The sequence below is a fragment of the Kribbella sp. CA-245084 genome (assembly GCF_050942355.1).
Classification (GTDB): Bacteria; Actinomycetota; Actinomycetes; order Propionibacteriales; family Kribbellaceae; genus Kribbella.
This window is the reverse complement of the sequence record NZ_CP192053.1, coordinates 4,014,628-4,028,412: the sequence shown is the minus strand read 5'-3', so window position 1 is coordinate 4,028,412 and position 13,785 is coordinate 4,014,628. Positions and strand designations below refer to the sequence as shown.

The following is a 13,785-nucleotide window of genomic DNA, read 5'->3' as shown; positions in this document are numbered from 1 at the left end:
AGGCCTCAGTATGCCCTGTACGACGGGCTACGCGGTCCCGCGGATCCCGTGCCCTGGCCACTGTTTTCCCTAACTTCCGAGGATGGCCACACCGGCCGGGAAAGCCAGGAACAGGAAGAATGCCGAGATCATGACCAGCTGCGCAACCAGCATCGACTGAGAGCGCTCACCCGCCTTACCTTCCACGTCCGCCAGCTCCTTACGACGCAGCGATGCCGCCCGCGCGAGCAACGACGAACGGATCTTCGCGCCCTCGTCGCCGGCCAGTGCGAGCGCCGACGCGAGGTCCCGCAGTTCCTCGACGCCGAGATCCTCGCCGAGCAACGCCATCGCGTCCCACGGCGTGATCCCGATCAGGCGCGCGTTCGCGAGCGCCTGACGGATCCGGGCCATCGCCCAGTGCTCGCCGATCGTGGACGCGGTCATCAACGCCTCGGGCAGGCCGCGGCCGCCGGCCAGGTTCATCGCGACCAGGTCGAGGAAGCTGCCGACCACGTGCCGGAAGTCGCGCCGCCGCTTCTCCGCCTCCTGCCGCAAGGCCAGATCCGGCAGGAAGAACCCCAGCGCCATGAAAGCCAGCGTCACGATCGCCGGCGCCGCGCCCGGTGCGGCGAACCCGATCGCGGAGAACAGGAACAGCACGATCGGGATCAGGATCAGCGCGCCGAGGGCGAAGAACACCTTGGTGGCAAGCATTGCGGCGAACGGCTGGTTCATCACCGCGAGGTCGCGGCGGAGCTTGCCGAACGCCCAGCCGCGCGCGTTCGCCTCGGCCTCGAGCCGCCGGCCCAGCGTCTCCCGGGCCCGGTCGACGCCGCCGAGCACGCGCTCGCCGGCCGCGCTCGCCGTCGCACCGCTGGTGTACCCGCCGCGCCCGGCGTCGATCCGCGCGATCGTCGACAGCACGTTGGTGCGCGGCTTGATGAAGATCCGGATCGCGACGTACACGCCGAGGCCCGCCAGCCCGCCGGTGATGAAGGCCCAGGTCATCCGCTCACCGTTTCCATCCGGTCGTTACCCGATCGGTTCAACCGGCCGTCGGTGCTCATGCCGATCAGGAACCGCTCCGGCACCTCGATCTTCGCCAGTCGCCGCAGCCACAGCAGGCCGAGCGCGTACAGCCCGATCACGACGGTCAGCACGGCCTGCCCGATGAAGCTCCGGTACGGCGCCATGTACGTCGGGTTGAACAACACCAGGCCCGCGGCCATGATCAGTGTGATCGCTACGACCACCTGCACGCTGCGCCGCGTGGATCGCCGTTCCGCCGCGACCTTCCGCCGTACGTCGAGCTCCTCGCGCGCAGAGTCCGCCAGCGCGCTCAGCACCTCACGCAGACCGGGTCCGCGCAGCCGGGCGTTGAGTACCAGAGCCGCGACGATCAGATCGGCGGATGGATCGTTGAGGTCGTCGGCGAACCGCATAAGGGCCGAGGGCAACGGTTCGCGGATACGCAGGCGGTCGACGAGCAGGTTCAGGCTGGGCTTGATCGCGGGCGCCGCGTTGACCGCGGTTGCCGGGATCGCCTGTTCCAGACCGACCGCGCCGGCGATCGTGTCGCGCAGCGCTTCGGTCCAGGTGGCCAGCGCGTCCAGCCGGTCGATCGCGCGACGTTCCTCACCGGTGCCGCCGAAGAAGCGGTCGGCCATACCGGCCAGCAGACCGAGCGCGATGGCGAGCACCAGCCAGCGGGTCACCACCAGCACGACCAGGCCGACTGCGATGCCGGCGCCGAGACGGATCAGGTTCCGGCGGTTGTCGGCGCTGCGGTTGCGGAACAGCGACGGCGTCTCGTCCTTCGGCTCGGTGCCGCGGATCGCGACGATCAGCAGCAGTACCGCGCCGCCGACCACCGCACCGCACAGCAGCGCAAGCAGGGTCCGGTCATTCATCGCGTCACGCCCACGTTCCGTGGACGAGGGGCTGGTACCCGAAGTGCTCGAGCTCGTCCATGCAGGCGATCGGCGCGTGCGCCGCAGCGCGACCGTCCGGCCCGGCGGCGAACACCTCGCCGGAGAGCACCCGGCCGTCCCAGCCTGTCACCTCGCGGATGCTCTCGACGTACCGGCTCAGACCGCCGCCGCGCTGGTAGTCGTTGTGCTTGCGGATGAACACGACGAAGTCGAGCGCACCGGCGATCAGCATCTGGGTGGCGTCCATCGGCAGCCGCTCCATCGCCTGGATCGCGTAGGTGCTGATCCGGTTGAACACCTCCATCGAGCTGTTGGAGTGGATCGTCGACAGTGAGCCGTCGTTCCCCTGGCTCATCGCGTTCAGCATCGTCACGATCTCGTCGCCCAGCACCTCACCCACGATGACCCTCGAAGGGTTCATGCGCAGCGAGCGGCGGACCAGATCGGCCATCGTGACCTCGCCGACGCCCTCGGAGTTCGGCAGCCGTTCCTCGAACGCGACCACGTTGGGATGCAGGTCCTTGAACTCCCCCAGGCCGAGCTCGAGCGAGCGCTCGACCGTGATCAGGCGCTCGTGCGGCGGGATCTCGTTGGCCAGCGCGCGCAGCAGCGTGGTCTTCCCGGAGTTCGTGGCGCCCGCGATCATGATGTTCTTCCGCGCCGCGACCGCGGCCCGCAGGAACGAGCCGATGTCGTCGGAGATCGTTCCGTTGGCCACCAGGTCGCGGAGGTACACCTTGCCCAGGCGGGCGCGCCGGATCGACACCGCCGGGCGCGACGTCACGCCCATCACCGCGGACAGCCGGGAGCCGTCCGGCAGGCGCAGGTCCAGCTGCGGGTTGGCCGAGTCGAACGGGCGGCTGGTCAGACCCGCGTGCGCGGCCAGCACCTGGATCAGCTCGACCAGCTCGTCGTCGCTCTCGGCCACCGGACCGGGCGTCTCCTCGCGGCCGTCGCCGTACTGCACGAAGACCTGGTCGTAGCCGTTGATGTCGATGTTCTCGACCTCGGCGTCGTCGATCAGCGGCTGCAGCCGGCCGACGCCGAACAGCGCGGAGTGGATCGCGCCGGCGATCTGCGCGTCGTCGTCCGGGGTCGGCGGCGTCCGGCCCTCGGCCAACTCGTACCGGGCGTGGTCCTCGAGCACCTGCACGATCAGCGACCGCGCGTACTCCCGCTCGTCCTCCGCGCTCATCGGAGGTACGCCGTTCACCTGGTCGCGGCGACGCTGCTCGTTCAGCCGCTCCGCAACCTGGACGCGGAGCTTCCGGACCAGCTCCTGGTCAGCGCTCACCGATAATCACCCGGCGGGAACGCCGCGTTGGCCATGTCGAAGTCCTGCGGCGGCGGTGCGGACACCAGGGACGCCATCTCCGCGGTGATGTCGGTCGCGGTCCGGATCAGCGGAGTCTTGTCGAGCCGGCCGTGGCCACGCCCGTCGAAGAACGCCGCACCGGCCGGGTCGTACGCCAGGTGCCAGCGGTGCCGCACCGGCACGGACATGGCGTCCAGCACGGTCCAGACCTGCTTCACGCCGTCGCGCCGCTTCGGGTCGGCCACCACGATCACGCCGAGCTGCGCGTCGACATGGTGCACCAGCGTGGACAGCCGCTCGCGCAAATGCGCAACCGACGAGCCAGTCGCCGTACAGACCATCACGACGAGACGTGCGGACTGGATGACCGGCAGCTGCGGCGAGGACGCACCGATCCGCCCGCAGTCCGCCAGTACGTCGCTGTTCTGCATCTGGTTGAACGAGATGCCCAGCGGATGCCACAGACCGCCCATGCCGCCGACCTGCTCCGGAGAACGCACACCGAGCAGTACGTCGAGACCGCCGTCGAGCTGCTGGCTGTGCGCGAGGATCACCTCGTCGCCCAGGCCCTTCCGGCTCGCAGCGGCCAGGCTGACGAGCCCGCGGTCGGAGTTGAGCGCCGAACCACCCGGCCCGGTCATCCGGATCGCCACGTCGCTGCCGGCCGGGTCGCACTCGGCCAGCAGCACCTGCCGCGGCCAGAGCGCACCGATGACCAGACTGGCTGTGGTGACTCCCGGTGAACCCTTCGCGCTCGCGAATGCCACCAGGGCCATCAGTTGCCCCCGCCGTTGCGCTCCACGTCCGTCTTGGTTCCCGGCGCGAGCTTCGCCACCATCAGCGACTTGGAGGCCGCGGCCGCGCCGACCGTGGTGATCTGGTCGGCCGGGACCAGCACGGTCACGTTCAGCGTGCTGTTCGCGCTGGTCTTCGAGTCTGTAATGGCGCCTGCGCTCGAGGTCACCTGGGCCGCCTTGACCAGCGTGACCGGCGACCCGCCGTCCTGGTTGGCCGTGGGTACGCGGGTGATCGAGACGATGTCGCCGACGTCGAGCCCGTCGGACGGCGCGCGTCCGGCCTCGAGGCTGATACCGACCAGGCCGGCGCCGGCCGGGATCGGCTGCTGCCCGTCCTTGGTGAAGTTCTCGGGCGTGACGAACTGGTCCTTGTACAGCCAGGTGGTGGTGTAGCGGCCCAGGTACTTGGTCGCCTGGGACCACGGGATGAGACCACCGGTCGCACCGGCCAGGTCGCCGCGGGACAGGTCCTTGGGCTCGAGCTTGTGCCCGGGCGGGAGGCTGTCGGCGGAGATCGCGACGAAGTCGGAACGGTTGCCGCTGTTCAGCGCGATCAGCGCGGACCCGGCGGCACCGAGCAGGATCAGGATCACTGCGAGCGCGGCCAGCGCCGGACGCCGCTCCCGGCTGCTCGGGAGGCGGTTCGGACCACCACCCGACGATCGGCCCGCTGCCCGGGCGCCTTGGGAAGGGGTTCGCGTGGAGGACGAGAGACTCACGCGCCTACCGTAATGGCAGCGAGGTACCACTCACGCCAGCAGGCCGGTGCCGTTACCGCGCCGCGACCCGCTTGCGTTCGAAGGTGGTCAGCAGCTCGTTGAAGGCACCCGGACCGCCATACAATTGGTCTAGATAGGTGTACAGCGCGCGCAGCGCCTTGCCGAGGTCCTGCTGCCACCCGCTCTGCTCCTCCAGCCAGGTCACCAGTTCCCGTCCCTCGACGAGCGTGACCGCCGCGTTGACCGGCTGGACCAGTCGATCGCTTTCCGGATCCCCCACGCCGCTCGGCCCGCGGACCTCCCGGACCGCATCGGCCAGCGCCTGCCGCTCGGCTCCGGTGAAGACGTAGTCGAATCCGAACTTCCCGTGCAGCTGATCGAGGTACGAACACAGCGCGGTGAACAACTCGATGCCGTCGTACTCCGGTCCGTCGCCGGCCACGTGCCGCAGCCGGGCGACCATGCTGCGCGCCTCGGAGACGCTCCACTGCGATGTACCCAGCCGTTCGACCATGGATTCGATCCTAGGTGGGCTGCCAGGCGTAAATCGTTAACAGTTCGGGTGATTCGAGTTGCTGGCGAGTAACCGATTGTTTGCTAGATTCCGGAACTAGGACGTCCTAGTGACAACTGGTGAGCACTTGGACACCCAACGGGAGGGGGTGAGTCGGCTGACCACACCCATTTCGTCCGCCGCCGATCCGACGACTCGCGCCCGGTGGGCAGTAGGAACCGCGCTCGGGATCCTTCACCCGTCCGCCGTTCCGCTGCGTAACGGCAGGGTCTGGCTGACCGGTCGCGACGACATGGTCCCGGCGAACGTGATGCGGGCCCTGGAGGCGCAACTTGTTCGCCGGGCCGCGGATCGTGCCGCCGACGACCGTCTGCTGGCCGAGGCCATCTGCGTACTCGGGGCCGAGGTGGCCCGGGCCCGCGGTCAGGTGCCGGCTCGCGGTGCGGTCGGAGCGCTCGACCAGTATTTGCACGGCCCGGGACTGGACCAGTCCCGCCGTGCCGAGGCTGAGGCGCTGCTCAGATACGCGCTGACCAGTGCCGCCCCCGACGACCCGGAGGCCGCAGCCAGGCTGGACCGCCTGCCCGGATCAACGCGACCCGTCGCGCTGTCGACGATCGTGTCGGCCTCGGCGACGATCAGCCGCGATGCCCTCGTTCTCGGCGTGAACGGACCGGTGAACGGGCCACCGAACCACTCAGCTGGCCGGCGACATCGCGCTCCGGTCGGCAGCAACCACAGACGTGCCGAAGGTCGGCGGGTCTGGACCTCGCAAGTTCGCGGCACGGGCCTGGTGACCGGTGCCGGCGGACGACCGAGTGGCCAGACCGACCTGACCGGATCTGATGCGCTGACGGCTCTTGCCGCGATGAACCAGGTCGATCTGGCTGCGTCGGTGACCGACCAGCCGACCGTCGACCTCCAGAGGGACCAGGCGATCCTGCGGACGACGGCCACCGACGTACCGCAGCATGTCCGGGTCGAGATCGGGAAGACCACGCTCGGCGCGATGGCGCAGGGCATCATCCGATCCGGTACGGCGGACGACCCGCACATCCTGCAGATCTCGCCGCGGCTCGCCGACGAGCAGTTGCGTCACGTGTGGACCCACCAGCTCTCCCTGATGACACAGGAGATCGCGGCCGCGCAGGCGGACCGGCCGCGCGGCGTACTTCGCCGGCTGAAGTCGGTCTTCGGCCACGAGCGGCGCGACCGCCGGCTCCACGCCGACCACGCCGCGTACCAAGTCATGGTGCGGGACTGGCAGCAGGCTCGCGCCGAGACGCTCGCCAACGGCGCTCCGAGCGGGCCGCGCAGCCTGCCGGAGCTGGAACGCGACCTCAACGGCTTGGCCAGGACCATCCGCCGTCACGGCGGCGCGGAGCCTGTCCTCCCCTGGTCGGCAGAGGCGATCGCAGGACCTGAGGCGACCGCGTTCGGCGTCGCCGCAGCACGCGCCAACGAGCGGCCTGCGCCGCACTCGGTCGCGCACCTCCGCGAAGAGGTCCTCGCTCAGATCCAGTCGCTCGAGGCGTCAGTCACCGAGCTCCAGTCGCAGTCGGCCACCAAGGCCGACACTGCGCGGACCGCTGCGGAGTCGGCCGAAGAGACCAAGCTGAAGGCTGACGAGGAGGAGCAAGGCCTCGACGTCGGCGCCGGCGAACGCGCCCGGATGCTCCGGGTCACAGCCACGGCCGCTGAGAACAAGTCCACCCGGCACAAGGAGATCAGCGCCGCGTACGGCGATGCCGCGGCCGAGGGACGGCAGGCGCTGACGGCCTACCGGACGCTGCTCGACGGGATCGACTCGGGCGGGTCGCAAGGCCAACTCAAGGCGCTGGCCGACGCTGCGCGCAGTCAGGTCACCAAGTACGAGCAGAGCTGCAACGCCGCGATGCCGGTCGCCGATGTGCTGATGACCGGCACGCCGGAGGGTGCTCCGGTCGAGCTGCCCGTCGACGTCATCAACGAGGAACTGGCCGCGAGCGGCGCCTCCCGTCAGCTGCCCCGGACCGGGCCGCTGCCGTTGGAGAGTGCGGAGTACCGCCTGCTGCTCTCGCAGGACGGCATGGTGTTCCCGGTCCCGGGTGACGGCGACAGCAGCATCTCGGAGATGCCCGAGGTCCGGGTCCGGATGCGCGCCCGCAACATCCGGGAGATCACCCGCCGCGACTTCGAGATGGCCGAGCAGATGTCCGGCACACTCGGCGAAGGCGGTATCAGCGCAGGCACCACGAACACGCACTCCGGCAGCACCACCGTCGGGTTGAACCTGCAGCCGATCATCGCGCTGTCCGCACCGGGTACGCCGTTGCACGCGGCCGCCCAGCTGACCAAGCCGAAGCTCGAGGTCACCCACGGCCACACCCTCGCGGACAACGCCGGCGAGTCCGGCTATCACATGCGCGGCAGGGTTGCCGTCCACCGGGGCGAGTCGCTGCTGGTGGAGTGGGACGGCGTCCTCGAGGTGGAGGTTCGCAACTCCCCCACCGAGCCGTGGTCCCCGGTCCGGAGCATCGACGCGGGCCCTCAGCAGACCTGGGTGGCCAGTCCGTACACCGTGAAGTCTGCGGCCAAGACGGTCACACTCGCGGGCCTCGGCCGCGCCCAGGACGTCACCGGCGAGTTCCCGCGCTACACGATGGACAGCGTCGACGGTCTGCGCGGCGTCGCCACGGACGTCCTGCGCAAGGCACACGAGCGGTACGGCGACCTGGACGAGGTCACCGCCAGCCACATCTCCGGCCTGATCGTGACCGACACCCCCCGGCTGATCCACGACATGAGCCGGCCGGGCGGTGTCACGCGGAGCTTCCGGGCGGCCGACAACAACGAGTACGAGCTCACCTGGGAACTCACCCCGGACTGGAGCAAGGCCGAGCTCGTCGGCGAGTTCAGCTTCGAGATGGGCATGGAAGACGTTCCGGTCGGCTTCCTCGGCGGCAACGCGAGCCAGACGTACGGCGCGTCGCTCACCGGCACCGGATCGCTCTCCTTCCCCGGCGTACGGGACGCGGCCCACCCGCTGGGCGCGGCGACGGCGCTGAACAATGTCGGCGGCTCCGGCGTGAACCTCTCGCCCAGCGTCTCGGCCGGGCGCAACGTGTCCCGCCAGGGCGGCCAGAACATCAGCAACACCACGATCTCGCCCGTCGTCCACCGGTTCATGGGGACGCAGGGCGTCAAGGTCCCGCTGCGGGCGACGGCGACACTGCGCCGGGTCGGCGATCGGAAACCGCCGATCGTCGCCGACGGCGCATGTACGGCGCACATGCGTGTCGCCGAGGGCGACCTGCTGCGGGCCGGTGGACGCGCGGATGCGAAGGCGGTCCAGCGGGACGAGCACGACGCGATCCGGACGGACAAGGACGGCCGGGCGTTGCTGCGCACCGACCCGGAGCCGCCGACCGGTCCGCAGACCGCGCCGCCATGGATGGGTCGCGGCCCGGGCCAGATCCGCGGAGTCGGCCAGGGCCTGGTCCAGAACATCGTCGGCGCCGACGTCGCCTGCCACGACGCGCTGGTCGGGCTCAGGGCGCAGGGCCTGGTGCCGGAGCTCGACGAGTACGACCGCCCGCGCGGCGACCGGCCCGCGACGCGATCCCAGCTGGCCAACCACGAGCGCGTCGTACAGGCGATCAATGCGGCGCGGCTCGGAGCGGGGATCAACGAGGCCTGCCAGGGCGGCCTGATCGTCGTACTGGAGGACGAGGGCTTCGCCGGCACACCGCGCTGGCGTCCGTACCGGTTGACCGTCGACCAGGAGTACGACAAGAACACCGGGGCCTTCATCTCCGAGGGCCGCGGCACGAGCACGAACGAGAACCAGGTGCCGCTCGGCATCAGCTCGGTGGCTTCCAGCCGGACGATCGGGCGGAGCAGCTCGGTCCCGGTCTCGGCCGGGATCGAAGCGGGGATCGCACCGGCGAAGGGCGTCCGCGGCTGGGCCGCCAAGCTCGGGGTGAAGGCCAGCCGGTCCGCGTTCATGCGGAACATGAGCTGGACGGCGGGACTCCGGATCAACCGGGTCACGCTGAGCGAGAGCACCGAACCGCTGGACCGGGTCAGGCAGAACATCCGGATCAAGTTCGCGGAGATCACCGACAACGGCGATGCCACACCGCTGGCCGATGTCCTCGGCAGCATGGAGCTCGCCTACGACAGCCCGCTGGCCCGAGCCGGTACGCCGATGCTCGGGCAGGCTCAGGTGCCGACCGCGGAGGCCGTCGAGCAGGCCATGCCCGTCGCGGTCGACGCGGGCAACGCAGCCGATGCGCTGGTCGACGCGATCCCGGCGATCCGCGCCGACTCCACCGCGCTGCCGGCGCTGCATGCGGCGTTGGCCCCGACCAGCCTGGTCGCGAACCGCGACTGGATGAACGGGACGTACAAGCCGACGTTCATGGTGGTCCAGGCGCCGGGCAACCCGGTCCAAGCCCTCCGGGACGGCACGATCCTCCCGCAGCAGTACCAGGTGCAGATCCGCGGCGAGGCGGTCAGCCTCACCCATGTCGCGATAACGCAGCAGAACAGCGTCGACATCAACTTCACGATGAGCGATGTCGGCTACACGTCGGGGACGTCCACTTCTGGCGGCGTGAGCGGTAGGGCCGGCGGCGGTCCGGTCGCCGCGGACGGTTCGGCGTACTCCGGAGGCCTGTCGCTCGGACGGACCGGCGGTACGGCGCAATCGACCACGGTCAGCGAGACGTCAGGCGAAGAGCGTCTGCTGATCAATGCCGGAACGCACCACCAGTTCCTCGAGCAGTACCGGATGTTCGCGGACATCGTGCACAACGGGCAGGTCGTCAAGACTGTGCCGCTGCCCGACGCGACCGTGCAGAAGCTGATGGCCGAGCGCCGGGCTTTGGAGCTCTACGCGTCCGGCAAGCTCGACCTGCCGCTCAGCGCGGTCAGCGACGCGGCCGAGCGGTATCTCAACGACAAGCTTCCGCTCAGTCCGCGCGTCCGCGGCGGTTTCGTCCGGCGCTACACGCTGGAGAAGCAGGGCGTCACCACTGGTCTCGCGGCGACGCACACGACCGACCGATTCGCTGCGAAGCTCCGTGCGGAAGGGCTCACCGCAGCCGACCAGTACCAGACCGAGGACGAGAAGCTCACCGCGAGCATCGACCAGTCCGACGAGCTGGCGAAGACCGGCCGCACCATGCACGCCACCGGGCCGTACAAGGACAGCCTGGGCGCGGCGGAGGTCGAGAAGCTCGTGGTGGTCTCGGGACAGCTGACCCGGCCTGCCGACCTCGCTCCGCAGATCGCGGCCCAGATCGACGAGATCGCCCCCGGCCTGCGGAACGCCAGTCCGGTGCTGCAAGCCGGGCTGGAGATCGGCTTCAAACCCGAGAACCTCGGCGGCCAGCTGGACGACATGCTCGGCCCGGCCGGAATCGAGATCCCGCTCGAGGCCCCGCTCGACGGCCGGGAGCATCCCGACGTCATGCTCGGCGTGGTGCAGGCACGCTTCGAGGGCGATGTGATCGTCCGAACGGTGCTGACCGACAAGGACGGCAACATCCTCACCGACGAGCACGGCCGGCCGAAGCTCGCGCCGGAACAGGCCGGCGGTGCCGAGCAGGCGTACGACTACGAGCAGCGCGACCGGTCCGTGAGCCGGACCAAGTCGATCTCGGTAGGCGCCGACGGCGGTGTTCCCGGGGCGGGCGGCGTCAGCCCCACGGCCGGTGTCGCGACGGACCTGACCACGACCGACACCCTCGGCGACGGGCACCAGAACACCATCCTGCGCCGGCACGGCAACTTCGTCCGCAACCTGGCCGAGCGGAAGGTCGTCTTCACCACCCAGGTGGTCCGGCTGCACAACGCCGGCGCGGCGGCCATGAGCAGCACCAGCGCGAAGTTGCGCCGACTCGACCCGGACGCCAACGTCACCCGGTCCGCGCCGCGCGAGCTGACCGCGACGCTGTACACGATGATGCCGGAAGGCGAACTGAAGGACGGCCCGACGCCGCAGACCGCGGAGCTGGCCGAGGACCGACCCGACCACCGCACGGTCCGGCTCCCGGAGGGCGCGATGCCGCTGCGCTCGGTGCCGTTCGGCCGGGGTCAGAAGAAGCAGGACCAGCTGTTCGACAACCTCAGCGCCGTACTGCGGCAGCCGCAGTTCCTCGGCCGGCGTGGTCTGGCCGACTTCCGGCACCTGATCCGGGCGACGCTCAAGCCGAGCGCGCTGAAGGCGAAGATCGGGCGGCTGCTCGACGGCGGCATCGACCTGGTGCCGATGGCCAAGCCGGGCAACGGGAAGACGATGATCAACGTGACGGTCAACGCCGTCCCGGTCGGCTGGGAGCTGGACGGCGACCCGTCACCGGGTCAGGAGGGCCACGTCTGGCGTAGTCAGCGGGTGGCCCGCTCCGGCAGCGCGCGCAACCGTCGTACGCCGCTGACCGCGACCGGCGGGCTGGACGGCGGGATCGCGTCGGTCAGCGGCTCGATGGGTGAGCAGGTCAAGGAGCAGACCGGCGACGCGAACGGCAGCCGGCTCGAGCTCAGCCGCTTCCTCGAGGGCCAGATGGTCACGGTCCGGATCCCGGTCGTGTACGACGCCACGATCCGCACCAGCACCGACAACGGCCGCGGCGAGCAGGTCACGAAGAAGACCGCCCATGTGCCGAACCTCGCGAACGGTCAGATGTTCGTGCGGATGCTCGCTCACCGGTACCTCGAGGGCCTCCGGCAGCTCGAGCAGGGCGCGGCGCTGGACTCCGTCCTCGCGGATTCGCGGCTGCAGGCCGTGCCGGAGAAGCTGGGACGGCCGGACATCACCATGACCGAGTACGGCGAGGGACAGGACGCGGCGCTCTACCAGCCGTACCGGCCGCTGCTGGCGGCGATCGACAAGGCGCAGGCGACACAGAAGCCCGTCGTCCTGCTGGTCAAGGAGGCCAACGGCACAGAGCGGAAGTACCAGGCCCTGCCGGGCGATCCCGCCCGGAACAGACCTGCGACCCTGCTCGGGGTGAACGACGGCGGTTTCGCCTCCGCGTTCGCGACGCTGAATCGTCAGCTGGCGCGGATGGCCGAGGGCCGGGTCGACCTGCGCGAGCTCTACAACACGTCGTCGCCGGACGGCAGCTTCAGCGGCAAGGTCGCGGCCGAGCTGGAGAAGTCCGGCGTACCGCGGGATGTGCTCAAAGCGCTCGACTACACCACCGCCGCGCGCACGATGACGCCGGCGGCCGCTCCGACCGTGCACCATCCGTCGGGTGGCCGAACCATTGCACCGACCGGCCACGGCCAGACGATGAGCGGACCTTGAAGGCGATGATTTCCGGAGAGCGAGAGGGGCGGTATGGCATTCGCGGTGGCGCGGACCCGGGACGAGGCGCAGCTGTACCTGGAGCTGCATCCCTGCCCGGACTGCGGGTCGATCGACGCGCCCTGGGAACAGGCGCTGATCGAGGTCGACGGTGAGCTGACGTCCAGCTACGCCGCGAGCTGTCCCGGCTGTAACGCGCAACGCGAGTACCTGTTCGGTCTACCGGTTCGGGAGACGCCGGTGCGTGGCTGGCCCACGTTCGGCGGACCGGAGCCGTCGGAGGTGCTGGATGCGGGCCAGTGGCTGGACGTCGCCGACGCCGCCGCCTCGGAAGTCCCCGCGGACCCCGCCGAGGCCGGTAAGGTGCTGGCCGTCGCGCGGGCAGCCGTGGACGAGGTGATCAAGTTCGTGCCGCCCGGCGCGGACGCCGTACCGCAGGACGGGTTCTGGACGCGGGAAGGTCGTGCGGTCCGGGACGCGGAGCCGGGGCGGTTCCGGCTGGAGCGGTTGCTGATAGCGCGTGACACGTACGACGAGCTTGGCCGAGAGCTAGGAGCGAGATAACCGATGCTGACCGCTAGGACCCTGACCGAGGCGCAGATCTACGTAAGCCTGGTGACCGCGGCCGACCCCGAGGCGCCTGCGCTCGTGCCGGCCAGGCCCGAGCCGGGAGTCAATGTCACCGAAGGCACGGACGCGTGGGTCTTCGCGTCGCAGGCCGGCGAGATCACCATCCCGTACGCCTCCGAGCGTGCGGCCACCGCGGTCGGCGCGCGGTTCGGCCTGGGCAAGTCGCAGCTGATCGACGCGGCGCAGTGGGCGATCGTCTCGGCGTCGTTCGCCCGCCGCGCGCTGGACGCCGACATGGCCTACACAGGCGCGCCGGATCAGGACCGCACCATCGTCGAGCTCAACTGGGAGTTCGCCGCCGACGCGGTCAGCGAGGCGATCAAGTTCCTGCCCGACGATGCGGACGAGGTTCCCGACGCCGACATCTGGTCGGAATACGGCACTGCGGCGAAGGCTCGGCACCCGCATCTGGTCAGCCGCGCGAAGCTCGTCGACGATCTCGAGTACTACCGCGGCACGCTGGAGGATTTCCGCGCGCTGTACAAGCGATCCTGATGTGACGAAGGCCACCGGCAGAAAGTTACTCTACTGGTGAGAAACATGGCGAAAACCTGAACATCAGGTTGCTAATGTCCCCGCTCACAGCTGGTGAAAATACCGGCA

9 protein-coding genes are annotated in these 13,785 nt (G+C 69.9%); 3 read left to right on the top strand and 6 right to left on the bottom strand.

Translation table 11 applies throughout. The features are described from left to right. Window positions 1-69: 69 nt before the first annotated feature. Genes ACQPYH_RS19300 through ACQPYH_RS19275 form a run of 6 tightly spaced genes read right to left on the bottom strand, consistent with a single transcriptional unit; the run spans window position 70 to window position 5,258 of the window. The gene (locus tag ACQPYH_RS19300) at window positions 70-990 is read right to left on the bottom strand and encodes a type II secretion system F family protein (RefSeq protein ID WP_432893146.1); all 921 of its coding nucleotides are present in this window, start codon (window positions 988-990) and stop codon (window positions 70-72) included. Then, on the bottom strand, window positions 987-1,892 hold the full coding sequence (locus ACQPYH_RS19295; RefSeq protein WP_432893144.1) for a type II secretion system F family protein: 906 nt from the start codon (window positions 1,890-1,892) through the stop codon (window positions 987-989). Before ACQPYH_RS19295 ends, ACQPYH_RS19300 begins: the two co-directional genes overlap by 4 nt. Before the next feature lie 4 nt (window positions 1,893-1,896). Continuing rightward, entirely contained in the window at window positions 1,897-3,207 is a 1,311-nt protein-coding gene (locus ACQPYH_RS19290; RefSeq protein WP_432893142.1) for a CpaF family protein, read from the bottom strand. Next, window positions 3,204-4,004 carry a hypothetical protein gene (locus tag ACQPYH_RS19285; protein ID WP_432893140.1) on the bottom strand — a complete coding sequence of 267 codons (801 nt, stop codon included), beginning with the start codon at window positions 4,002-4,004 and terminating at the stop codon, window positions 3,204-3,206. The genes ACQPYH_RS19290 and ACQPYH_RS19285 overlap by 4 nt, the downstream gene beginning before the upstream one ends. Next, on the bottom strand, window positions 4,004-4,744 hold the full coding sequence (locus ACQPYH_RS19280; RefSeq protein WP_432893138.1) for a hypothetical protein: 741 nt from the start codon (window positions 4,742-4,744) through the stop codon (window positions 4,004-4,006). Before ACQPYH_RS19280 ends, ACQPYH_RS19285 begins: the two co-directional genes overlap by 1 nt. A gap of 52 nt (window positions 4,745-4,796) precedes the next feature. Further along, on the bottom strand, window positions 4,797-5,258 hold the full coding sequence (locus tag ACQPYH_RS19275; protein WP_432893137.1) for a hypothetical protein: 462 nt from the start codon (window positions 5,256-5,258) through the stop codon (window positions 4,797-4,799). A gap of 148 nt (window positions 5,259-5,406) precedes the next feature. Here ACQPYH_RS19275 and ACQPYH_RS19270 point away from each other — a divergent pair, with 148 nt between their 5' ends. Genes ACQPYH_RS19270 through ACQPYH_RS19260 form a run of 3 tightly spaced genes read left to right on the top strand, consistent with a single transcriptional unit; the run spans window position 5,407 to window position 13,677 of the window. Further along, the gene (locus ACQPYH_RS19270; protein WP_432893135.1) at window positions 5,407-12,552 is read left to right on the top strand and encodes a hypothetical protein; all 7,146 of its coding nucleotides are present in this window, start codon (window positions 5,407-5,409) and stop codon (window positions 12,550-12,552) included. A gap of 33 nt (window positions 12,553-12,585) precedes the next feature. Further along, window positions 12,586-13,116 carry a hypothetical protein gene (locus tag ACQPYH_RS19265; RefSeq protein ID WP_432893133.1) on the top strand — a complete coding sequence of 177 codons (531 nt, stop codon included), beginning with the start codon at window positions 12,586-12,588 and terminating at the stop codon, window positions 13,114-13,116. A gap of 3 nt (window positions 13,117-13,119) precedes the next feature. Beyond that, window positions 13,120-13,677, top strand: a complete 558-nt coding sequence (locus tag ACQPYH_RS19260) for a hypothetical protein (RefSeq protein ID WP_432893131.1) — start codon at window positions 13,120-13,122, stop codon at window positions 13,675-13,677. Window positions 13,678-13,785: the final 108 nt, after the last annotated feature.